Source organism: Fodinibius sp. Rm-B-1B1-1 (genome assembly GCF_038594945.1).
Lineage (GTDB): Bacteria > Bacteroidota > Rhodothermia > Balneolales > Balneolaceae > Fodinibius > Fodinibius alkaliphilus.
In genome coordinates, this window is sequence record NZ_JBCFYD010000002.1 from 1,009,625 (window position 1) to 1,030,977 (window position 21,353).

The 21,353-nt window shown below is 41.4% G+C and carries 23 protein-coding genes; 12 read left to right on the top strand and 11 right to left on the bottom strand.

The features are described from left to right. Positions 1 to 459 precede the first annotated feature (459 nt). A complete protein-coding gene (locus AAFH98_RS11810) occupies positions 460 to 1,158 on the bottom strand; it encodes a DNA-binding domain-containing protein (protein ID WP_342522921.1) in 699 nt (232 codons plus the stop codon). Between the two features lie 542 nt (positions 1,159 to 1,700). Between AAFH98_RS11810 and AAFH98_RS11815 the strand changes: the two genes are divergently transcribed. After that, positions 1,701 to 2,261: a DUF3124 domain-containing protein gene (locus AAFH98_RS11815; protein WP_342522922.1), complete on the top strand. Its 561-nt coding sequence runs from the start codon at positions 1,701 to 1,703 to the stop codon at positions 2,259 to 2,261. A gap of 173 nt (positions 2,262 to 2,434) precedes the next feature. Here AAFH98_RS11815 and AAFH98_RS11820 read toward each other — a convergent pair whose 3' ends face one another. The 5 genes from AAFH98_RS11820 to AAFH98_RS11840 are packed head-to-tail and all read right to left on the bottom strand — an operon-like array spanning position 2,435 to position 5,991. Beyond that, on the bottom strand, positions 2,435 to 3,289 hold the full coding sequence (locus AAFH98_RS11820) for a M28 family peptidase (RefSeq protein ID WP_342522923.1): 855 nt from the start codon (positions 3,287 to 3,289) through the stop codon (positions 2,435 to 2,437). Between the two features lie 2 nt (positions 3,290 to 3,291). Further along, positions 3,292 to 3,642 (bottom strand): DUF952 domain-containing protein, encoded by a 351-nt coding sequence (locus tag AAFH98_RS11825; RefSeq protein ID WP_342522924.1) that lies wholly within the window; start codon positions 3,640 to 3,642, stop codon positions 3,292 to 3,294. An 18-nt stretch (positions 3,643 to 3,660) separates the two neighbouring features. Further along, the gene (locus tag AAFH98_RS11830; protein WP_342522925.1) at positions 3,661 to 4,608 is read right to left on the bottom strand and encodes a succinylglutamate desuccinylase/aspartoacylase family protein; all 948 of its coding nucleotides are present in this window, start codon (positions 4,606 to 4,608) and stop codon (positions 3,661 to 3,663) included. Further along, positions 4,601 to 5,524 (bottom strand): 30S ribosomal protein S6--L-glutamate ligase, encoded by a 924-nt coding sequence (gene rimK / locus AAFH98_RS11835; protein ID WP_342522926.1) that lies wholly within the window; start codon positions 5,522 to 5,524, stop codon positions 4,601 to 4,603. The genes AAFH98_RS11830 and rimK overlap by 8 nt, the downstream gene beginning before the upstream one ends. A gap of 8 nt (positions 5,525 to 5,532) precedes the next feature. After that, positions 5,533 to 5,991 (bottom strand): ATP-dependent zinc protease family protein, encoded by a 459-nt coding sequence (locus tag AAFH98_RS11840; RefSeq protein ID WP_342522927.1) that lies wholly within the window; start codon positions 5,989 to 5,991, stop codon positions 5,533 to 5,535. Positions 5,992 to 6,141: 150 nt separating this feature from the next. On the opposite strand from AAFH98_RS11840, the gene AAFH98_RS11845 reads away from it, so the two are divergent. Beyond that, positions 6,142 to 6,996, top strand: a complete 855-nt coding sequence (locus tag AAFH98_RS11845; RefSeq protein ID WP_342522928.1) for a 5'-nucleotidase, lipoprotein e(P4) family — start codon at positions 6,142 to 6,144, stop codon at positions 6,994 to 6,996. A gap of 6 nt (positions 6,997 to 7,002) precedes the next feature. Then, positions 7,003 to 7,404, top strand: a complete 402-nt coding sequence (locus AAFH98_RS11850) for a hypothetical protein (protein WP_342522929.1) — start codon at positions 7,003 to 7,005, stop codon at positions 7,402 to 7,404. 73 nt (positions 7,405 to 7,477) lie between these two features. Here AAFH98_RS11850 and AAFH98_RS11855 read toward each other — a convergent pair whose 3' ends face one another. From AAFH98_RS11855 to AAFH98_RS11865, 3 genes are all read right to left on the bottom strand, one after another. Continuing rightward, positions 7,478 to 8,722, bottom strand: coding sequence for a hypothetical protein (locus AAFH98_RS11855; protein WP_342522930.1), 1,245 nt, complete (start codon positions 8,720 to 8,722; stop codon positions 7,478 to 7,480). Between the two features lie 2 nt (positions 8,723 to 8,724). Then, the gene (locus tag AAFH98_RS11860) at positions 8,725 to 9,222 is read right to left on the bottom strand and encodes a hypothetical protein (protein WP_342522931.1); all 498 of its coding nucleotides are present in this window, start codon (positions 9,220 to 9,222) and stop codon (positions 8,725 to 8,727) included. Positions 9,223 to 9,376: 154 nt separating this feature from the next. Further along, positions 9,377 to 9,919: an adenine phosphoribosyltransferase gene (locus AAFH98_RS11865; RefSeq protein WP_342522932.1), complete on the bottom strand. Its 543-nt coding sequence runs from the start codon at positions 9,917 to 9,919 to the stop codon at positions 9,377 to 9,379. Between the two features lie 68 nt (positions 9,920 to 9,987). Between AAFH98_RS11865 and tadA the strand changes: the two genes are divergently transcribed. Next, positions 9,988 to 10,479, top strand: a complete 492-nt coding sequence (tadA, locus tag AAFH98_RS11870) for a tRNA adenosine(34) deaminase TadA (RefSeq protein WP_342522933.1) — start codon at positions 9,988 to 9,990, stop codon at positions 10,477 to 10,479. 2 nt (positions 10,480 to 10,481) lie between these two features. Here tadA and AAFH98_RS11875 read toward each other — a convergent pair whose 3' ends face one another. Then, positions 10,482 to 10,835, bottom strand: coding sequence for a site-specific integrase (locus AAFH98_RS11875; RefSeq protein WP_342522934.1), 354 nt, complete (start codon positions 10,833 to 10,835; stop codon positions 10,482 to 10,484). Between the two features lie 514 nt (positions 10,836 to 11,349). Between AAFH98_RS11875 and AAFH98_RS11880 the strand changes: the two genes are divergently transcribed. The 5 genes from AAFH98_RS11880 to AAFH98_RS11900 all read left to right on the top strand — a co-directional run bounded on the left by AAFH98_RS11880 (position 11,350) and on the right by AAFH98_RS11900 (position 15,562). Beyond that, entirely contained in the window at positions 11,350 to 12,249 is a 900-nt protein-coding gene (locus AAFH98_RS11880) for a cation diffusion facilitator family transporter (RefSeq protein WP_342522935.1), read from the top strand. A gap of 214 nt (positions 12,250 to 12,463) precedes the next feature. Further along, positions 12,464 to 12,967, top strand: a complete 504-nt coding sequence (locus AAFH98_RS11885) for an acyloxyacyl hydrolase (RefSeq protein ID WP_342522936.1) — start codon at positions 12,464 to 12,466, stop codon at positions 12,965 to 12,967. A 90-nt stretch (positions 12,968 to 13,057) separates the two neighbouring features. Then, positions 13,058 to 14,320: a hypothetical protein gene (locus AAFH98_RS11890; protein WP_342522937.1), complete on the top strand. Its 1,263-nt coding sequence runs from the start codon at positions 13,058 to 13,060 to the stop codon at positions 14,318 to 14,320. A gap of 76 nt (positions 14,321 to 14,396) precedes the next feature. Further along, complete coding sequence (gene msrB / locus AAFH98_RS11895; RefSeq protein WP_342522938.1) at positions 14,397 to 14,993, top strand: peptide-methionine (R)-S-oxide reductase MsrB; 597 nt, start codon at positions 14,397 to 14,399, stop codon at positions 14,991 to 14,993. A 32-nt stretch (positions 14,994 to 15,025) separates the two neighbouring features. Beyond that, positions 15,026 to 15,562, top strand: a complete 537-nt coding sequence (locus tag AAFH98_RS11900) for a PH domain-containing protein (protein WP_342522939.1) — start codon at positions 15,026 to 15,028, stop codon at positions 15,560 to 15,562. Positions 15,563 to 15,565: 3 nt separating this feature from the next. Here the strand turns inward: AAFH98_RS11900 and AAFH98_RS11905 are convergent, their stop codons facing one another. Further along, positions 15,566 to 17,068 carry a sodium-dependent transporter gene (locus AAFH98_RS11905; protein ID WP_342522940.1) on the bottom strand — a complete coding sequence of 501 codons (1,503 nt, stop codon included), beginning with the start codon at positions 17,066 to 17,068 and terminating at the stop codon, positions 15,566 to 15,568. A 244-nt stretch (positions 17,069 to 17,312) separates the two neighbouring features. On the opposite strand from AAFH98_RS11905, the gene AAFH98_RS11910 reads away from it, so the two are divergent. From AAFH98_RS11910 to ybeY, 3 genes are all read left to right on the top strand, one after another. Further along, on the top strand, positions 17,313 to 20,285 hold the full coding sequence (locus AAFH98_RS11910) for a glycosyltransferase family 117 protein (protein ID WP_342522941.1): 2,973 nt from the start codon (positions 17,313 to 17,315) through the stop codon (positions 20,283 to 20,285). A gap of 108 nt (positions 20,286 to 20,393) precedes the next feature. Continuing rightward, positions 20,394 to 20,852, top strand: a complete 459-nt coding sequence (locus AAFH98_RS11915) for a hypothetical protein (protein ID WP_342522942.1) — start codon at positions 20,394 to 20,396, stop codon at positions 20,850 to 20,852. A gap of 5 nt (positions 20,853 to 20,857) precedes the next feature. Then, on the top strand, positions 20,858 to 21,313 hold the full coding sequence (gene ybeY / locus AAFH98_RS11920; protein ID WP_342522943.1) for an rRNA maturation RNase YbeY: 456 nt from the start codon (positions 20,858 to 20,860) through the stop codon (positions 21,311 to 21,313). The last annotated feature ends 40 nt before the right edge of the window (positions 21,314 to 21,353 follow it).

A 21,353-nucleotide genomic window follows, 5' to 3' on the forward strand; every position in this document is an offset into this window, starting at 1 on the left:
GTAAACTTAACCAGCGCTTTAACTTAGACAGGTCTCATTATCCCTTCAGAACATCCCCCCCCTTAATACAATTATCCCTATAGGGATAATTGGACTAACCCTATAGTAATAATTGAAATATCCCCTAAGGGATAATTGCAATACCCCCAGGGGGTATTCACATAATCCGGCTGGTTGATAACTTTATTGGGAAATACCCTTAGCTTATCCGTTGGTCAGGTTAGTACATTGTTGATGCAGCGCCAATAGGTTGAGACTAATTCAGCACTGGGATCAAATACTAAAAACACTATATGCATCCATAAAAAATGCCGGGTCCTTAACGAAGAACCCGGCATGCGCTATTAATGGCCTCATTGGAGTGCAACTCCTGCACCCGCTTATAAAGAGGCCTCTCTCTCTAAGTCCCCTGAATACTCTAATATCAGTAAATGGTATATATCTATAATTACGATACCATTACGCTACCGTTAACGAGGCCGAAAGCCTGCCCGTACGGATGGATGATCCGTTTAATAGTCCCGTACGCACTTCCAGCTCGTAATTACCGGCCGGCAAGGTGGGATTATTAAAGATCAGCTCACTCGGCTTATTGCGGAGCAAGCGATTATCCAGGCGTGTTTCGGTGCCATCATCGACATTCACAAAGAAAATGCCCTGGTCGGTATCCTCTTCGTCGAATTTGAGCATATTCCCGGTGATGCGTGCGCCCTTTTCCGGGGTAATGGATTCGTCGCTGGTATCGGAGGTATTATCGTAATAGTGAAGCAACATCGGCTCGCGCTTTTGTTGTGTCACCTTCGTCACCTCGATCTCATTTTCTACCGAGCGCAAGCGTAGCCCGGGCGACATATTTACCACCACTTGCTGCTTGGAAGAGTCGTAGGTATCTTCATCCGTTTCAAAAACGCCCTTGATATCCGACCGGATATTCACCAGTGGCGTCACCACGGAATTGCCCTGCCGTACCAGCTTCATAATGCCCTCGGTCAGCGACTCGAAGGTCGCCAGTGCCTCGGCCTTACTTATGGAAGAGCCGGGATGAACGATTTCATCAAAAACGTCTTCGATGGTAAAGGTTTTCAAATTACTGCTTACGGCTATATAATTATCTGAACCATTGTTTATCTCATTTTTTATCAAATAGTACTGTAACATAATTATTAGTATTAGTTAACAGGGTTTTGATAGGTGTCTAACGAATGTTTTTGCTTCGCGTTGCTCTCCGTATCTGCTATACAGCCCGCCCCGCATAGCAATTCATATTCGTGGCCCATCACACATGCGCCGGAATAGTTTTTAATCCCCGGCTCAACCCTCTTGTAGTTTATGAAAGAAACACCTCCGGAAGGCATCTCTTGATGGGACTTTTTTTCCTCTCTGTTTAGTAAGACCGATAAGAAAAGCAATCCTTACAGTTTATTTGTACAGGAATGATTTTTGGGCTATCCGGGCAACGAAATGGACACCAACAAATTTGCTGAGCGCTCTATGTTTAGAGCCGCTCCAACATTGCAGCAAGAAATTCCTCTCCCCAATTACATAATACGGTTCAAACATCTACCATGGGAGTAAATGAATTAAACAAAGGTTAGCTTAGTTTTAGTCTACTAAACATTTCACCAGCTTTTCTTATATATTTATCTGTAATAAAATGATTTCATCATCACACAATGCTTATGAAGTACAGATTTTTGAGAATGTTACTTGCTGGGATTTTAAGCTTTGCAATGCTTTCTTGCTCCGGGGATGGAGAAAGCAGTAACCAAGAAGGGGCTGATAAGAATTTCAGGGATACCGATACCTTAGCTACGTATTCAGATTTTATTACCTATAGCACTGATGCGGTCACCGGTGCCACTGTTTACGTGCCCGTATATTCTCATATTTATCAAAGGAATGCTCAGAGAACCTTTAACCTAACGGCCACCCTTAGTATCCGGAATACGGATCTTAGCTCTTCCATTACTATTACCAGGGTTTATTATTATGATTCCAAGGGTACTTTAGTTCAAAAGTATTTAGAGTCCCCAAAAGAGATTATGCCACTTTCTTCAGTGTCATATGTAGTAGAAGAAGATGACTTGCGAGGAGGAGTAGGAGCAAACTTCTTGGTCATTTGGGAAGCCCAACACTCTGTAGCCCAGCCGGTTATAGAATCGGTGATGATTAGTGCTGCTCAAAGTCAAGGTATTTCATTTGTTAGCGAAGGGAGAATTATTCACTCATTAGATTCAGATTCCCCTTCCAATAACAATTAATTGGCAGAACCGCCTCCCATTCGAACGGAAAGCAACATCATATGCCCGGCGACATATGTACTTGTTGGTAAATGCTTCCATTTCATAACCTGAAGTTGCTGCTTGTAATTGATCTATCTTGTCTGAATACGCACCTCCTTTTGCAGCCGGGTTGTATAAGGAAGCGTGCCGATTCACAAAGAAAACGTATCCAAATACCTTCTCAGAATATTTAAACAGCGCTGAATATCATCGACAAATACCCGCTCTCCTTTTTGGTGATAGGGATAAATAGATGGTTCAAGTGCAATAGAAACAATGGGCTCATCGGATTGTTCATTGAACTTTTTGCCATAATGAAGATAATCGTTTGTATTGTTGTCTACTCGGATATCAGAATCGATATCAAGGAAACGCTGTACTACCCGTTTTGTCTCTTTTTTCAAGAACTTAGAAGGAGTTAAATCATTTAACTCCCAGTGATTTGCGTAAAGGGCTATCCCCTGCTCGCCCTTAAACAACGGCGTAGTATCCACGGTAATAACCTGTTTGGGGATAATATCCTGTTTGATGCAGGCCTCTGCAATACGACGTGCCCCCATACCATGCGTTCGTCCCTTTCCATGCTCTTTGAGCAACTCAGGGTGCTCCTTCAACCCCTTTTTCTCCTCCATTTCAGAAAAGAAAAACAGCACGTTCGGCCAATCGTGGGTTGCTGCCTGCTCAGCCAAAGTCGTAACAATCCCCATGCCGGCACTGTCATCCATGGCCCCTTCGATCTGTCCATTTACCATGTCTACAGGCAATGGATTCGGGTAATCGGTTCCATAGTGATTGATTTTATCCAAATGAGCAGCGAATGCTATGTACCGCTTATTGGGATTCCGTTCTATTTTATAGATCAGATTATTTCCCGGTACGGACAGCTCTTTAGCACCGTCAACATTTTCAAATACTTGGTGCATGTAGGGATGCAACCGCTCCTCGTAAGAACTGAAAGAAGGAATCTGAGCAATATTTTTGATATGGGATATCGCTTGCTTAACCATGTTTAGGAGCTCGTTACTGAGATATCAAAGGTGCCATCATCTTCAGCCTTAATGTTTATTTTATCAATAACAGCGTTAGTATTTAACGGGCAATATAGATGCGGAAATTTCTCTCCACTATCTTCATCTCGCTCATATTTGATGTCTTCGCGAAACATGTTGCCATCAACAATCAACAACAAAATTTCATCTTGATCACTAAATAAACGATTCGCCGTTTCCTGCACTTGGTCTCCCGTAGAACAGTGAATAAAGCCTTCCTCCTCAAGAGATTCCGGCTCATAATTTCCGCTGTTGTTGTATTTCTTCCAGTCTTCTTTTGTCGTTATATGAAATAATAGATCGTGTTGCATGGTAAAATGTAAAACTAATTATGGTTCGTAAGCTAAGTGTAAAAGTGCATCCCCCTTGTGTACCACAGCTGCATAATTTAATCCTATAACCCTGCCTTCGTGCGGGCACTTAAATTTAAATTGTTCATTACCGTAGGGGTCAGTAATATATCCCAATACCTGGCGCCTTTTCACCTTATCACCGAGTGAAATTTTAGCCTTAAACAATCCCGCATATTTGGCCCGCACCCACGTCGTTTTTCTATACGTTTCGGTCTGCTGGATAGGTTTCGGAGCCTCGGTTTTCATCCCCAGGTATTTCATTAAGCGCAGGGTACCGTTCATTCCTTCCTGGATGCCAAACTCATCAAAACGCGTAGATTCGCCAGATTCATATACTAAAATATGTTTCCCTTTTTTATGCGCAGCTTTGCGAAATGATTTTTCGATGAGTGAAGAATGGACCACAAACGGCGGTTCAAAAGCCTTGGCCAGCTCAACATTCTTATCGTCATCGAACGTACAACGGATTTGCGGAAAGTTTGCCCGGGCCGAGCCACCAGTATGAAAATCGATGCCATAATCGATCTGTGGCACAATTTCATTCATCAGCGTATACGCCAACAAACGTGCCAGTGATCCGCCCTTTACTCCGGGAAAACTCCGATTGATATCTTTACCATCCGGCAAGCCGCGTACATTTTGAATAAATCCATAGACGTTGACTAACGGAAGAGCGATGACACTGCCCCGCTTGGGCATAAGCTGATCTTTAGCAATCATACGGCGGATAATCTCAATGCCGTTAAGCTCATCACCGTGCAAACCGCCCGTTAACAATAAGGTTGGTCCATCTTCTTTGGACCTAAATACATGAACGGGTAAGTCAATATTCGTGTATGTTGGAAGCCGGGCAATATTAAGCTGAATTTCCTTTTGTTCACCCGGCGCAACCTCGTGGTCGTTAATCGTAATAGTATCAGGCATTGCGAGTTAAGTTAAAACTCTCACTGGGATTATTCTTGAGTTCAATAGCCTTACGTTCAACGAAAGAAATGATACGAGAGGCGATATTTTCTCCCGTTGCTGATTCAATACCTTCAAGTCCAGGAGAAGAGTTAACCTCTAAGACCAACGGACCTCGTTCAGATTGCAACATATCTACACCAGCAACCGATAACCCCATTGCCCGGGCCGCAATAAGAGCCGCACGACGTTCTTCATCAGTAAGTTGAATTAACTCTCCGGTACCTCCCCGATGGATATTCGAGCGGAATTCCCCTTCCACGCCCTTTCGTTTCATTGCGCCAACAACTTTGCCGTCCACTACAAAAGCGCGGATATCTTCGCCCTTGGCTTCTTCAATAAATTCCTGCACAATAACCCGCGCCTTCATACTATGGAACGCCTGGATAATCGATTCTGCCGCCTTAAACGTTGGGGCTAACACAACACCTACGCCCTGGGTACCCTCCAAAAGCTTCACAATAAGCGGAGGCCCACCAACTGATTCAATAATTTTGCGAACCTCAGTAGAATAATTCGTAAATACCGTTTTGGGCATTCCTACACCGGCTCGAGCCATAATTTGCAAACTTCGCAGTTTATCACGCGATCGTACCAGCGCCTGCGACTCAACGGCTGTAAACACTTTCATCATTTCAAATTGACGGACCACCGCAGATCCATAAAACGTAACCGAAGCCCCAATACGAGGAATGACGGCGTCCACGCCCTCAACTTTCGTCCCCCGATAATAAATACAGGGATTATCTTTTTCACTGACGATATCACATTTTAAGTGATCTAAGACTGTAGCCTCATGGCCAGCATTTTCTATCGCTTCGGTAAGGCGTGAGGTTGAATAAAGTTTAGAATTTCGAGATAAGACAACTATGTGCATGTATAAGTTTAGCTATGTTCTTGCGTTTCTTTTTTCGTTATGTATTTCTTGGATGCATCAACCAAAAAACGACCGCTAATCAATTTTCGTCCCACCAACACCGGATACCGCATTTCAGAGCGATCGGTCAGCGACAGTTCAGCCGTCAATAAGCGATCAAAAAGTTGAACTTTCGTTTTAACAACAAAGCGTTCTTCTTTTTGTCCATTGGAACTTTTAACCACCTTTTTTCGGTGGATGGGCAGCTCAAAAAGCTTTTCGTTATAGGTTTCATGCGATGGATCCAGCAAATTAAACCGCACATATTCCCCATCCTCTTTTTCAACAGATTTTATATGATGACAATGCAAACTTGAAGTATACGCTCCCGTATCAATCTTGGCATCGATATCATATAAATCCCACTGGGGAAAATCGATTAGCTCTAACCTGCCAATTATTTTCAACTCCTTTCTTTTAGCAGCCATCGTTTCATCACATTATTCGTTAATGAACCCACCCAAGTATACAAGTTATTCCACTTTGTATCATCTGCTAACTTGGATATTCCATCCTTTAAATATTATTACTTTTTAATACCTTATATATTTAAAAATAATGCAATTCAGAATCTATTTATGATCACCTTCTCTACCCTTAAAAAACAACTGCCATTATTCACTTTCCTCATACTATTGTTTGTTGCGGGATGTAGTAGCACATCCACCTTACAACATCCTACCACTTCGGCCACGCTTTGGGTTCAAAATGCTGCGGAGTACAAAGCTCTCACAACGTCCGTGTATCAAACAGCAACTAACAACCTTTCGATGGCTCTTGAGGATTCCTACTGGACCGCCTCCCCCAAGCAAGAGGACTCTTCACTCAGAGAATTGCCTCCGGCTATCATTTTAGATGTGGATGAAACCGTGCTCGATAACTCCCCTTTCCAGGCTCGCATGATTAAACAAAACAGTAGTTTTAATTTACAGCAATGGAATGCATGGGTTAGGGAAGCCAACGCTAATGCCGTTCCCGGAGCTGTAGAATTCACCCAACAGGCAGCTGAACAGGGCGTTGAAATTTTCTATCTCACCAACCGCGAAGCTAAAGTTGAAGAAGCTACCCGTAAGAACCTTCGAGAGTTGGGCTTTCCACTTGATGAGGATGAAGATCGCATCCTAAGTAACCATGAACGCGAAAATTGGACCTCAGCAAAAACAGAACGCCGGGCCCATGTGGCTAAAAACCATCGTATTATCATGCTTTTCGGCGATGACCTGAATGACTTTATTTCGGCAAAAGGAATCTCACAACAGCAGCGAGATGAGTTAGTAGTTGCAAATAACAACCGGTGGAACCGATCCTGGTATATCCTTCCCAATCCCGTATATGGCTCGTGGGAAAATGCACTCTATAATTTTGATGATTCCCTTTCTTCTGCACAAAAAGACAGTGCCAAAAAAGCACGCTTAAATCCTAAGCAAAATTGATATAGTATGGCTGACAAAGAAGTCCTTGAAGAATTCTTTAAAGAGCAATTACAAACGTCAGGAGCTACAAATATCTACACTGATTTATTCCTCTATAAGGATAAGCAACTGCTCAAAGAAAACCGCTTAAAGGAATTTGCTGAACATCAAATTGATAAAGCAAAAAATATCTTTTGGTCAGTTTCATTCAGTGTATTTATTGGAACTCTTTATGCCTTCTGGTATCTCATCGAGTTTGGCATGAGTTGGCACTGGAGCGACCTTGCCATTGGCATAGGAGCGTGGGCTCTACTTATTTTTGCGTTAATAAAAGCATGCAAGGAATACTATACCATAACCAGCTCGATGACTTTATTTATTAAACTTTTGGATCAAGAGGAAGCAGCAGACAGCAAGCAAGAACCTTAGTTTAAATTAGAAAAGGGATCCGTCACAATAACGGATCCCTTTTTATTATAGACTCTTTTTGTCTAATTAAATACTAAGCCGATCGCTTGTTTTTCTTTTCACGAATAAGCATCACGCCCAGTGCTACTGCTAATAACACACTTCCACCCAGCAAATAGACCAAAATGTTATTGGATCGGGGCTGAGCTTCTTGCGTCCATGTATCTACCTTTTGATTTAAAGAAGCCATTTCATCCGTATTCAAAATATCAGCATACGTTAAACTATTCGTCCACTCCATTTGTACAGGATTCCAGAACTCCTTGAACTGCTGCAGATCTTCATAATTGGCTTCGGATCGATCCTCTTTGCTCTGTTTTATTTTTCGATCCAAATAATTATTCAACGAAGCATGAAATTGATCAGCAGATTCAAAAGACTCTATTTCAATATCCTTTTGAGCAAAATAGTCATTAAGAGCATTCACTGTATGAGTATTTAACTGAGTATTCCACTGCTCTATATTGCGGTCGGTATTATTCGCAAGCATTTCAGCGTTATTACCGTCATAAACTTCCCGGATCTTATCACCCAGCTTTTGCCACATTTGCTCAAATTGATAATTCACTTCCGCCATTCTCATATAATCCTCTAATTGAAGATTAGTAGAATTGCGCTGCAGTATTTGCAGGTTTTCTTCTGTAATATCATGGACTAATTTTAAGGCATCGTTGGATTTAATACGCTGCTTTCCATCATAATCTTCCAACTCTTCCAAAGCCTCAAGATCCATATCCTGGTAGGTAACCACCATGGAGTCAATAAATGTGAGGATTAACTCATCCCGCTTTTCCAAGCGCTCACGATATTCCTGCACCATTCCCGAGAGTTCTTTCTCACTTTCGGTTGATTTTTGGATGGCTGTTTTCAGAGAATCAGTCTGCTGGTCAAGCTGATTTAAGTTCTCCTCATACGAAGCAAGCTTCGTTTCCATTTTCTGAAGCTTTTGCTGCTGCTCGGTAATCGTCTCAGTCCTGTTAAGTGCTTTTACTGAAGACTTCTTCAACTCTTCTATCTTTTTGTTATACGTCTCTGGATATAGTGCACTATTAAGCAGTTCTTCGTGATTGCTGTACTTTTCATCAAATGCTTTGATGGATTCAATTAATACTTCAGCACTATCAGGCTCAGCAATAGTTTCAAGCTCTTGCTCATAATCAGCATACTGCTGCTTAAATTCCTGTTGAATTTGATAATCCGATTGCGCCTGCTGCGCTATAGCAGTAGTTGAAAAAAAACCTGCAAAAACCGTAAGTAATACTATTATTCGTAGTTTCATAGTTAATTCTCCTCCCGTTTGGCCATTTGCGATTCCTGTTTTTGAATCTCGTCGGCATTCACTTTCCAAACGTCACCGGTAGAACGGTTAAGTAGCTGGATATAAGATAAACGCTGATTAAAAGCGGGTTCACCTATACCTTCATCAGAAACTTTCAACGTTTCTCTTAATACCAATTTATTTTTTTCAGGGGCCATCACATATACATGTTTATAGTCAGGAGCTGTAATATAGTAATACCCTTCCTGACCGCGAATATAGCGCACCTGCTCAGTTGTAACGGAAGATGAGTCCTGTGTCTCCGCAAATTGAATAGGCTTAATATTAAACTTTAGCCCGTGCTTTTTATCTTCAACCGTACCGTCTTCATCCGGTTGTAGTACTGATTCAATGGATTGCGAGTAGTCAACCTGGCTGATAACCATTGATTGCTTGCAGCCGGTTAACAGCAAGGCCGCAATCACTGATACCATTGTTACCGTTTGTATTAATAATTTCATAAGACCAACACTTGTTAATTAGTAATTGTACTATTTTAATGTTGTACAATTACTTATAAAGGGTCTTATGAATAAATGTTCCCGTTAATGATTGGCTAACGGACTTCTTCCCTCCTAACAGGTTTTAGATGGGCGTGCATAGACAGTCTATACGTTATAACGATAATAAAACCTCTTTTTGAATGTGATCCGGTAACATGTTAACGCCTTCAAGAGCCTCTAATGCAATAATAAAAGAATATCCCACCACATCTCCGCCTAACTTTTGGACCAAATCAGTGGCCGCTTTAGCAGAACCACCAGTAGCAATAAGATCATCATGAACAAGAATCCGGTCTCCTTTCGAGAAGGCATCTTTATGCATTTCTATAGTATCCTCTCCATACTCCAACGCATAAGTGGCCGAAACAGTCTCTGCCGGTAATTTACCCGGCTTTCTGATGGGAATAAACCCAGCATGAAGATCTTGAGCCAGGTTTGTGCCAAATAAAAATCCACGAGATTCCAATCCCACGACGTAATCAATATTCTTTTTTCTAAATGGACGAGCTAATACTTGCGATGTAAGCTCAAGAGTATCCGGATTCTGAAGTAGTGGCGTAATATCCTTAAACTGAATACCCGGTTTGGGGAAATCAGGTATGTTGCGAATATTCTTTTTAAGCAGTGCAATTATTTGTTGTTTAACTCCGTCCATTTACCGTATTTTTTGGTTTAAATTACCAATCTGATAATAGTTATTTCACCTCCAAGGAAGCAAATAAAATGAACTCTGATATTTCAGGTGCCCAAAAACATCTCAAGTTTATGCACCAGGCTTACTTGCTGGCCGAACAGGCGTATGAAGAGAAAGAAGTGCCTGTAGGCGCTGTCGTGGTTAAAGATGATCACATTATCGGTAAGGGGTATAATCAATCAGAACGCCTTAACGATCCTACCGCCCACGCAGAAATGTTGGCCATATCCGCAGCATGCTCAACACTTGGGGAAAAGTATTTACAAGATTGTACGCTCTATGTTACCCTTGAGCCCTGCCCTATGTGCGCTGGAGCACTTGTATGGTCAAAATTAGATCGCGTTGTTATTGGTACGTGGGATACAAGAGCCGGCAGTTGTGGCAGTCTTTTCAATATTGCTTCCAATAATAAACTAAACCATCAGGTAGAAATATTACAGGGATTTATGGAACGGGATTGCGAAGGAATTTTAAGACAATTTTTCCAAGAGCGTAGATCGGAAGGAAATGGTCAAGCCTAAAGTTATGTAGCAGAAATTTGGTGTTCTTGATACCCACTATCGGACCAATCTTTGTAGGGCGCCTCCCCTTTTACAACGCCTTTCAATTTGGGCAAAGGCGACCCCAGAACATATTTATATAAAAACTGTAGTGATTCTTGGGCTTGATTTTGGATCGAATCGGGGAGCTCTCTCTGATTGACCAAGTGATTTAAAAAATCAACGACCTCTTTTTCTCCCATCTTATTGGGATGGGTCAAGTTATGAAAGTAGATAAACCGGGTAATCCAACCGATATACGTCTGCTCGGCCCGATAATTCATTCCTCGTCTTCTGATTTCTGTTCGGATCTTACTCAATAGTATCGATTTTGCCATAGCCTTAAGCTTTTAGTTATCCTCTATAAGTATGATCGATTTCACCCGGAATCCTTACAGATTTGGCCTGTTTACAAATCTATTCAGAAATCAGTCAAACTACTTTTATCATCACCATTTATGTACCTACTGATTGGATAAATTGAAACAAAACGTGGTTAAGTAACCTACGAAGTATATTTATCGGCAAATCATTATTTTTCTTAAGGTATTTTCTACCAACAAGTATTGCCATGCGATACTTCTATATATTTTATTTAAAAGCATATATATCAAATAGTTAAAAGAATAATCAATAATAATTATACCAGTTTCCTTTTGTACCTTTGATTGTATTTATTAGTAAGATCATCAAAAGAGCGAAGCCTCATAATATTCCCCGGGAAAAATTCATGTACATATATCACGATTAAAAGAGTCGTAGCTCTACTTTTTGGGACACGATTTATTTACCTATAATTGGAAACATCAATAGCAAAACAATTACCTTCTTTTAAATAGATCTACATATAATATGGCCGCATCTTCAAAAAAAGTTATCTATGCAGCTCTAATTGGCAATGGGCTCATAGCCATCACAAAATTTATTGCCTCCGTTTTTACTGGCAGTTCTGCTATGATGTCGGAAGGAATCCACTCTTTGGTAGACACTGGAAACCAAGTATTACTTCTGCTTGGACTCAAAAAGGCTAAAAAACCAGCGGATAAAGACTATCCTTTTGGACACGGCAAAGAAATCTACTTTTGGAGCTTTATAGTTGCGATTATGATTTTTGCTGTTGGAGCCGGTATCTCGATCTATGAAGGTATTCATAACTTGATGGATCCCCACCCTGTTCAAAACCCCTTAATAAATTATATAGTTTTAGGATTAGCGATGATATTTGAAGGCTTTGCCTGGTATTTTGCCTGGAAAGAGTTTGATAAAGTGAGTGGTGATCGGGGCTATTTTGAGACGGTACGTAAAGAAAAAAATCCTACCTTTTTTGTCGTGCTATTTGAAGACTCAGCCGCTATATTAGGATTACTTGTTGCCTTTATTGGTATTGCTCTGGGACAATGGACTGGCCTCTATATATTTGATGGTATTGCTTCCATTATTATTGGAATAATATTAGGAGTTACTGCTGCGTGGCTGGCATATGAGACAAAAGGATTGCTTATTGGAGAAAGTGCTGATCCAAAAATTATTAATAGCATTGCTGGTATGGCTTCAAATCACGCTGCTATATCTAACGTTAATGAGGTCTTGACATTACACATGGGACCAAATTATATCCTGGTCAATTTAAGCGTTAACTTTAAAGATTCATTAGAAGTCGCTTCCATCGAGCAAGATATTTCTAAATTGACAGACCAAATAAAAGAAAAACATCCCTTAGTGAAACGGGTTTTCATAGAAGCAGAAGAATAACTCGATAATAAATTCAGGTAAAGCCATATAAATATTTTTATAACAATTAGCTGTACAAATGATTTTTAGAATAATACTACAGGTTTTTTTTATCCTAAGTATAGCAGGAAGTATCTATGCACAAGATAGAAACAACATAAACAAGCCGGAGTCAAGCTCTCACTTTACTGATCGTTTTTCATGGGTTAATAAGTCGACAAGCAGTGTTCATGAAATGAATTTCATCGCTGGCTACTCTTTTGCTTCAACAAAGGGCTTTTGGGGAAAAATTCCGGAGGCAACACTCAGTATTTATACCATTCGGTATAACCGAAAATTGGCGACATATAACAACAGACACTTATTGGAATATGTGACAGAAGCTAATTTAGCGGCCAATTATACCCTTTCGGATACTCCTCGGTACCGTTCAGGATCTTTTAGTGGTTTTGGTATCACCCCTATTGGTTTTCAATTAAACATCAATCAAAACAATATTATCCAACCCTTCTTTAAATCATCGGCCGGCTTCATGTATTTCAAAAAACCCTTCCCTGATGAGCGCGGCGTACCGTTCAATTTTACGTTAGAACTGGGCGGTGGTATTGAGGTTATGGTCTTAGAAAATATTTCTCTATCGGCGGGATACAAATATCATCATATGTCTAACGGACAGTTTGGGGAAGTGAATCCCGGAGTTGATTCAAATATTTTTTACACCGGATTTACTATTTTTTAGATCTCTCCTCTTTCGTTAAACTTTTTCAGCTTAGATTCGTAAACCCCCTCCCGAAAATAGAATCTCAATACATTTAAATTTTCAACGAAGATGGGACGGTATCTTTACAAATTTGTTGGCTCTGTAGCACTCTTATTGATTATCACTTCTTTTGCTGGGGCGCAAGACAGATCTGATCAACATTGGAAGGAATATGATCTGGAATATCGAACCTTTCGATTTACCTTGGTTCCCGGTTTAACCACAAACGGTATTGATGCCCATAATTATGCAGCTAAGTACTCATGGAATATACTTGCCGGTTATCACGGGGGACTTGAAAACGGCTTTGAATTCGGCGGACTTGTTAACGCCCACAAATACTATGCTCATGGCGTGCAAATTGCCGGCTTAGCAAACTATACCGGTCAAAACACAGCTGGTGTTCAATTGGCGGGATTAGCAAATTACAGCGGTACCAACATGCAGGGAATTCAACTTGCAGGTATTGGGAACTGGTCGAACAGCGATATGCAGGGCGTTCAGCTGGCAGGAATTCTTAACCTGTCCAGGGAAAGTTCTCAAGGACTTCAATTTTCGGGAGTAGCAAATATATCCAACACCGATATGCAGGGATTATTGGGAGCCGGGACTGCTAATATTTCGGGAGGCAATATGCAGGGACTTCTGTTTTCTGGCTTATTAAATATTGCCCGGGACGATATGCAGGGTATTGCCGCATCCGGCGTCCTAAATTATTCAAAATCCTTTCAAGGTATTGCCCTGTCAACCATTAACGCCAGCAAATCTTTTCAGGGTATTCAATCAGGATTAGTAAACGTGGCCGACAATGCGCAAGGTATTCAGTTCGGCCTCATTAACTATGCCCGAGAGTTTGAAGGCGTTCCTGTTGGATTGATCAGCTATTACGGGGATGGTCGTGTTAATATCGATACCTGGACAAGCGAAACAGGTTTTAGCAATGTAGGCCTAAAATTAGGCACCCACGAAGTGTATAATATGATTTCCATTGGATACAATCCCCTGCTCGACCGGGATGTTTGGCAAATTGGATGGAGTATTGGCCGTCATCATGAATATGAAAACCATTTCTTATATACAGATTTCTCCTACTTCAAAATTAACGAGGGCGGATGGACATCAGACTTGAACTCCAAATACAAATATCGGCTTTTGTTTGGTAAAGAATTTTATGAGGAATTAAAACTATACGGCGGTCCCACTTTAAATATGCTAATTTCTAAAGTCCCCGGTCGAAATAGCTATACACAATACCGACTTTTTGATTTTGGTGCCAAAGGTAGAGAATATATTTTTTGGCTTGGATTATCAGTTGGAGTCGAACTTTTTTGATTAGCCATTACTAAAATACCGAATGGGAACATCCGTTGTACTGTTAATAATGTGTCCTTTAACTAAGTAATTTGTTATGAAAGCACTCAAGATATTTCCACTCATATTTTTTACCGTACTCATTATAGCTAACTGTACCAGTGATAAATCCCCAAAGCAGCACGAGATAAAACATGCCGGAACAAGCATGAGCAGTGATTTAGCTACTCAAGCCACTGATACCATGGAATATGAAGTCCAAAAGACGGAAGAGGAATGGCATAGTATTCTTACTGATGATGAATACGATGTCTTGCGAGATCGCGGCACAGAGCTACCATATGTAAACGAGTATTATAATAACAAAAAAGAAGGTGTTTATTATTGCGGTGCTTGCGGTCAGCCGCTCTTTTTATCCGAGCATAAGTATAACTCTGGCACCGGATGGCCCAGCTATTGGAAGCCGATAAAACCTTCTGTAGTAGACGAAAAAGAGGATAACAGCTGGTTTATGACACGTACTGAAATTGTCTGCTCACGCTGTGGATCTCATATTGGGCATGTGTTTAATGATGGCCCCGAACCGACGGGTCTTCGTTATTGCATGAATTCTGCTGCGCTCGATTTTGTGGAAATGGACCTATCTAACACCGATACTGAAAACTTATCCAACTTGGATAATAAAACGAATTAAGACTGTTTTAAAAATTCCAACTAACTATTCCCATGGCGCAATCCAAAACCTTACAAAAGGCAGAATTCAATACACGCATTAAACGCTACCTGCTAATTTATGGAGCTATCATCACAACACTAACAATTGTTGGGATCGTACTCCTCCCTATCTACTTTCTGGTAGCTCCATACTTCATAAATAAATATTTTGATAATCTTAGTGCTGAACTCACTACCCGCGCGCTCCGTTTTGAGAAGGGAATTATCTTTCATGTTGAGCGGACTATTCCGTTGGATAAGATCCAGGATCTGACATTCAAAGAAGGCCCGCTATTAAAATATTTTGGCCTCAGTATCTTAAAGGTAGAAACGGCTGGGGGCAGCGGACAGGGACAAGCTGACCTTACCCTAATTGGTATTAAAGATGCTTCGGATTTCCGGAAAAAAGTGCTCGAGCAACGAGATAACGTAACGGATAACAAATATAGTTCTTCCGGAAGCAACAATGGGGAATCCACATTAGCAGTCTTAAAAGAAATTCGCGATTCACTCAAAAGTATCGACCGGAAAATAGATTCCAGACAATAACTTCTATTCTGATCCGCTCACCGTTTTTTCGGCTATTTTATCATTATACAAGTAGAATAGTCCCATAGCGATACCCCACTGCACAGCAATGGTGGCTACAGAAAAAGCGCTTAGCGGATTATACCAGCTGTCTGGCGCGTAAGCCGTAATACTTAAATAAATCCACCAGATAAGTAGTGAAATCACTTCAACCGGTACAACATATTTGATGATGACGGTCCACCATTTGCCCAACTCGAAGCGGTGTTCCCCCGTATTTACGATGGTAGAACGAAACTTATCGGGATCAAATTTGATGATGGCAAACGACATAAAGGCTCCTGAGACCATCAAGCCAACCGCCCACACAAAATCCTGATTGGCTAAAATATCAGTCGAAAGTGCTGACGGCATCCCCAGCAAAAAGCCGGTTACACAAATAGCGATAGTGGCATTTTTTCGGGGGAATCCCATATCCACAAAAACACGGCTGGCCAGCTCAATCATTGAGATAAGCGAACTAAAAGCAGCAAAAGTCAATCCTAAGAAAAAGAGAATGGCAAAAATCTTGCCCCCAGCCATTTCGTTGAAAAGTTGAGGCATCCACATAAAGGTAAGTCCCGTTGAGGCCGGACCCGAGGTTTTCATAATATCCAAAATCTCTCCATTGCCCATGCTACTACCCAGCGTACCAAATACGGTAGCAAAAATAGTCATTGCAGCCAGCAGCGACACAATATTATTCCCAATACCCGTTTGTAGTGCACTAATGGTGATATCATCTTTTTTACGCATATAAGCACCATAAGTGAGGATAAGTCCCCATGCGGCCCCGGTATCCCAGGCGTTTTGCGTGAGGGCTTCGAGCCATAGGCTAGGCTGTGAAAGAGTAGCCCAGTCGGGTGTAAACAGATATTCAAGACCTTGAAAACTACCAGGAAGACTTACAGCACGAATCAGTGAAATTACAACCACGAGCAGTAACGAAGGAATAAGCACTTTGTTAATTCGCTCAATAGATGAAATTCCCTTTACAACAATGAGGCCACCCAACCCAATCATGATAGCATGAAAAACAGAAGGCCACGCCGACCCCTGGAAACTATACCAAACAGTTTCAGCTTGTTCTACACTGGCCGGCAGAGTTGCTGTAACCGATTCAATCAGATAGTACAGGCACCATCCGGCAACAACGCTGTAATAGAACATGATAGCCGTAGCAACAAAGCCAACGAAACTACCCATCCAGGCATATTTTTTACCAACTAAATTGATAAATGAGCCGATAACTCCTTTTCGCCCATGTCGCCCAATGCCGTATTCAGCTATAATTAGTGGTATAGAAAATAAAAACAGGCAGGTAATCCAAGCGATAAGAAAAGCTCCAGCCCCTTCACTCCCCCCATTTTGTGCGGCAATACGCGGGAATCGCCAGATGTTTCCCGTACCGACAGCGATTCCCAACACACTGAGAATCAATCCCAGTTTTGATGAAAAAAGATTTCCATTTTGATTATTGCCGCCCATAAAAGAATCCTCAATAATTTTATTTGTATTAACAGCGCCTATTTTTAAGGATTTTTTTTGGAAGTGGCAACCAAAACAGAAAATCATAACGTCTTTTAAAAAAATATTGCCGGTTCCTGATCGTTAGAAAATTCATTCGGGTACAATCAGGTAGGTACAATATCATTTTGATTCCATCATGCCTATCACTATTATTGCCTGCTAAAGAATTCAATCAAACAGCATTTTAAAGTATTAGGTACGAATGTTTTCGAATCATAAGACGACCAACCGTACGTTAGCTTTAATCACGTTTTTCGCTTCTCTTATTCTCTATACACTGACAATGGCTCCCACCGCCAGTTTTTGGGATGCCGGAGAATTTATTGCCGTTGGTCATGGTCTACAAGTCAACCATCCTCCCGGAGCCCCATTCTACTCATTGCTGGGACGCATCTTTAGCATGTTTATGCCCACTGCTTATGTAGCAGCAAGCATCAACTTTATTAGTGCCTTAAGCTCTGCATTAACCGTTATGCTGTTGTACCTCATTGTAGTACGGTTGGTACGTGAATGGAAAGGAGCTCCTGATAAGATGCTCGTTATAGATAAAATCGGTATGTATGGTGGAGCTATTCTCGGCGCCGCTACATTTGCCGTTACTGATACGTTTTGGTTTAGCGCAGCAGAAGCAGAAGTTTATGCACTTTCGATGCTGTTTACAGCGCTTGTCGTCTGGCTTGCATTGGTCTGGGCCGAACATCATGATAAGCCCTACAACGAGCGTTGGATCATTCTGATCTCCTATCTGTTTGGGATTGCCTTGGGAATCCACCTGCTAAACCTCCTTGCCCTGTTTTTTGTGGCACTGATCATTTATTTCAAAAAGTATGAATTTAGTTACCAGTCATTTGGAGTATTGATGGCAGCATCAGCAGGTGCCTTTTTATTGGTTTACCCGGGTACCATTCAGGGTATCCCCAGTCTGCTGGAATGGATTACAAATGCCAGCTATGGACTGATTGGTCCGGTTGGATTTATTATTCTTGTCACGCTTGCTATGGGTTGGGGCCTTTATTACACCCAGAAGAACGGTCACCGGATGGCGAATATCATTATTCTTTGCTACACGATGATTCTCATCGGCTACTCATCGTATTCACTGATATTTATCCGTTCTATTGCTGACCCTCCCATTGATGAAAATGACCCAGAAACGGTAGAGGCTTTTATCAGTTATCTGGAACGCGAGCAATACGGGCAAACGCCGTTGCTTACCGGTAATACTTATGACAATAGCCAAGGTACTATTAACAGAGATGAGGAAGCTTTTTTCCCCCGTCGGTACTCAACCAAACCACAGCATGTGCAACAATATGCACAATATTCGAGTGACTTAGATTTCTTTTTACGGTATCAGGTCAACCACATGTATTGGCGCTACTTTGCGTGGAATTTTATTGGGCGTGATGCTGATATTCAGGATGCCGGCTGGCAGTCTGGTTTCACCGAAACTGAACATGAAGAAAATCCTGCCCATAATAGTTACTTCTATATTCCCTTTCTGTTGGGATTATTTGGGATGCTATTCCATTTCCAAAATGATTGGAAGCGCGCGCTATCGGTCTTGGCGCTGTTTGTTTTTACGGGCCTGGCCATCATTTTCTACCTCAATCAAACCCCCATGCAACCGCGAGAGCGGGACTACGCCTACGTGGGATCGTTCTTTGCCTTCGCCATATGGATTGGCATGGGAGGCATTGGCATAATAGAATTAGTTAAAGATTATTTAAGATCAAGCAAGATAGCTTCTTATGCTATTTTGGGAGTACTGTTTTTAGCTGCTCCGGTATGGATGGGCATGGAAAATTTCCACGACCATGACCGCAGTGAGCGATATGTAGCACCCGACTATGCGTATAACTTGCTCAACTCCACGGCACCAAACGCTATTCTTTTTACCAATGGCGACAACGATACCTTCCCCCTTTGGTACCTGCAGGAAGTTGAGGGCATTCGCACGGATGTTCGCATTGTTTGCCTGAGTTTGCTTAATACCGATTGGTATATCAAGCAACTAAAAAATCAGTGGTCCCATGAATCTGCTCCACTGCCAATTTCCTTGACAAACGATGAAATTGATGAACTTTCTTCGCGAGGATACTCGATCCATAACCCAGATACGCTTCGTATACCTGTTGATAAAGAAAGATTGGATACCATCTTTAGTGATATGGACCAATATAAAAAAGCTATGGGGGTAGATACGGATAAAGAACTTGGGTTCGATTTATCTAAGATTGGCTTCCAGCTACCCGTAGATTCTCTTGATAATGAAGTCGCCTGGTATTACGAAGGGCGTCCGGCCGGACAAGATCGTCAAGGTAATCGCCAATACTATACACAGGTACAGGATGAAATCATTCTGGATATCCTTAAAACTAACGATTGGGAACGTCCCGTTTATTTTGCTAATACGGTATCCAACCAGAGTCAAATGAACCTGCAAAACTATTTCCGGTTTGAAGGCAAGGCCTTTCGTGTGGTGCCGCAACGTCGTAAATCACAGGGCTATGGCTGGATGGATCCAAGTATTCATGCAAAAAGGTTATCGAACTTCCAGTTCAGACAATGGAATAATCCCGACACCTATTTGGACGAAAACATCCGTAGAATGCTCGGCAATTACCGATTCAGTATCACCGAGCTGGCTAACAAGTACAAACAAATGGGTAAGCCCGACAGTGCCAGTTACTGGCTTGAGTGGGGTGAAGAACGCCTGCCGTTAAATACGAATAACACCAATTCAAGCATACTATATGCTTATAGCTATGCTGATGTGGGGAGCACCCAAAATGCTGCTGAGTTAGCTCGTGAGATTGAACCAAATGTCATAGAAAACCTTAAAAGTACTATTGCAGATTATGATAATATCCAATCTCAAATTGCCCAGTTGACACAGGATGCTGAACAGGCAAAACAGAATGCGGACATGCAAACGCAACAACAGCTCCAGCAGCGAATGCAAGGTATTAGCTCGCAACGACAAAAAGTTGCTCGAGATATTTCAAGAGCTATCAGCCATCTAACGATTATTCAACGTATCTACTTTATGAATGGCAATGATGAAGAGGCTACTCAGCTTCATGATCGCGTGAATGAAATTACGGGTGGCCGCATATCAATACCTGCAACCAAAGAAGAAAATAAAAAGGAATTCGATAGGTTCCAGCTATAAAAAGTCCTAACTTCGATGAAATATACTAAGCTCATTAATTTCTAATTTAACGCTTAGCATATTATATTCCATCGAATCAAACGAAATATTGCATAATTGTTCTAACCAATGGTTCATCAGTTTACCAAAGAAAATATCGACGCAATTGCTGAGGTTTTGGGATCTAAAGCAAAACCGTTGGGCGATGATGTTTACCGATTAGAAGTTGTAAACGAAGAAGAAAACCGCCGACTGGCCCTTGAAATCCATTTAGGAATGGATGTAAAAGGCAAAAACCTAAATATGGTGTCGGTTTATGCGCAGGAAACATTCTTACAACTGCATAATTGTACCGCGTTTATCGCCAGTGATATTTTGCAGCAGGTAACGTTCTTTGGCCGACAAAATGAACGCACATCAGGATTAATCGTTGAAAAAGGAGCTGGTTGCAGTTTATATGCTAACGTCAGTGAAATCATACTCAACAGTGATTTTACTCAATTGCCTGAAGATCTTATGATGAGCGCTATCGCCCTGTCGCTTACCGAATCGGTAGATATGGATGATTTTTCGTTTGATGAAGATTAGACCTAATGGCTGAGTCTACATTCGATATTCAGGTTTTTAACCAAACCGATGCCCCACTTCCCTTTGATGAGCATCTTCTTTCGGATATAGCCCAACAAATTGCTGATCACGAAGAATGCAGCTTCAATTTTGTTGAAGTAGTCTATGTTGATGAAGCAAAAATCATCGAGATAAATAAAGAGCACCTTGACCGGGATTATGTAACTGATATTATCTCTTTTCGGTATGATGATGCTGAAACCAATGATAATATCGAAGGAACACTTTTTTGTTGTGCCCCGCGCATTAAGGAACAAGCTCACGAGTTTGACGAATCAGAACAGCGAGAGTTTTTACGGATTTATATTCACGGCTTATTACATCTGGTGGGATATGACGATCAATCCCAAGAAACGAAAGAGCAGATGACCGGCAAAGAAAACTTTTATCTTCATAAGATTGAAGATCTTCTCTCTTCATAGCACAGTTGTTTTCTCACAACTCCTTGCCCATATTTACGTA

Bases quoted from the DNA above. Each gene is read 5' to 3' on its own strand.
- AAFH98_RS11810 (WP_342522921.1), bottom strand. From the start codon at position 1,158: ATGTTACAGTACTATTTGATAAAAAATGAGATAAACAATGGTTCAGAT.
- AAFH98_RS11815 (WP_342522922.1), top strand. From the start codon at position 1,701: ATGTTACTTGCTGGGATTTTAAGCTTTGCAATGCTTTCTTGCTCCGGG.
- AAFH98_RS11820 (WP_342522923.1), bottom strand. From the start codon at position 3,289: ATGGTTAAGCAAGCGATATCCCATATCAAAAATATTGCTCAGATTCCT.
- AAFH98_RS11825 (WP_342522924.1), bottom strand. From the start codon at position 3,642: ATGCAACACGATCTATTATTTCATATAACGACAAAAGAAGACTGGAAG.
- AAFH98_RS11830 (WP_342522925.1), bottom strand. From the start codon at position 4,608: ATGCCTGATACTATTACGATTAACGACCACGAGGTTGCGCCGGGTGAA.
- rimK (WP_342522926.1), bottom strand. From the start codon at position 5,524: ATGCACATAGTTGTCTTATCTCGAAATTCTAAACTTTATTCAACCTCA.
- AAFH98_RS11840 (WP_342522927.1), bottom strand. From the start codon at position 5,991: ATGGCTGCTAAAAGAAAGGAGTTGAAAATAATTGGCAGGTTAGAGCTA.
- AAFH98_RS11845 (WP_342522928.1), top strand. From the start codon at position 6,142: ATGATCACCTTCTCTACCCTTAAAAAACAACTGCCATTATTCACTTTC.
- AAFH98_RS11850 (WP_342522929.1), top strand. From the start codon at position 7,003: ATGGCTGACAAAGAAGTCCTTGAAGAATTCTTTAAAGAGCAATTACAA.
- AAFH98_RS11855 (WP_342522930.1), bottom strand. From the start codon at position 8,722: ATGAAACTACGAATAATAGTATTACTTACGGTTTTTGCAGGTTTTTTT.
- AAFH98_RS11860 (WP_342522931.1), bottom strand. From the start codon at position 9,222: ATGAAATTATTAATACAAACGGTAACAATGGTATCAGTGATTGCGGCC.
- AAFH98_RS11865 (WP_342522932.1), bottom strand. From the start codon at position 9,919: ATGGACGGAGTTAAACAACAAATAATTGCACTGCTTAAAAAGAATATT.
- tadA (WP_342522933.1), top strand. From the start codon at position 9,988: ATGAACTCTGATATTTCAGGTGCCCAAAAACATCTCAAGTTTATGCAC.
- AAFH98_RS11875 (WP_342522934.1), bottom strand. From the start codon at position 10,835: ATGGCAAAATCGATACTATTGAGTAAGATCCGAACAGAAATCAGAAGA.
- AAFH98_RS11880 (WP_342522935.1), top strand. From the start codon at position 11,350: ATGGCCGCATCTTCAAAAAAAGTTATCTATGCAGCTCTAATTGGCAAT.
- AAFH98_RS11885 (WP_342522936.1), top strand. From the start codon at position 12,464: ATGAATTTCATCGCTGGCTACTCTTTTGCTTCAACAAAGGGCTTTTGG.
- AAFH98_RS11890 (WP_342522937.1), top strand. From the start codon at position 13,058: ATGGGACGGTATCTTTACAAATTTGTTGGCTCTGTAGCACTCTTATTG.
- msrB (WP_342522938.1), top strand. From the start codon at position 14,397: ATGAAAGCACTCAAGATATTTCCACTCATATTTTTTACCGTACTCATT.
- AAFH98_RS11900 (WP_342522939.1), top strand. From the start codon at position 15,026: ATGGCGCAATCCAAAACCTTACAAAAGGCAGAATTCAATACACGCATT.
- AAFH98_RS11905 (WP_342522940.1), bottom strand. From the start codon at position 17,068: ATGGGCGGCAATAATCAAAATGGAAATCTTTTTTCATCAAAACTGGGA.
- AAFH98_RS11910 (WP_342522941.1), top strand. From the start codon at position 17,313: ATGTTTTCGAATCATAAGACGACCAACCGTACGTTAGCTTTAATCACG.
- AAFH98_RS11915 (WP_342522942.1), top strand. From the start codon at position 20,394: ATGGTTCATCAGTTTACCAAAGAAAATATCGACGCAATTGCTGAGGTT.
- ybeY (WP_342522943.1), top strand. From the start codon at position 20,858: ATGGCTGAGTCTACATTCGATATTCAGGTTTTTAACCAAACCGATGCC.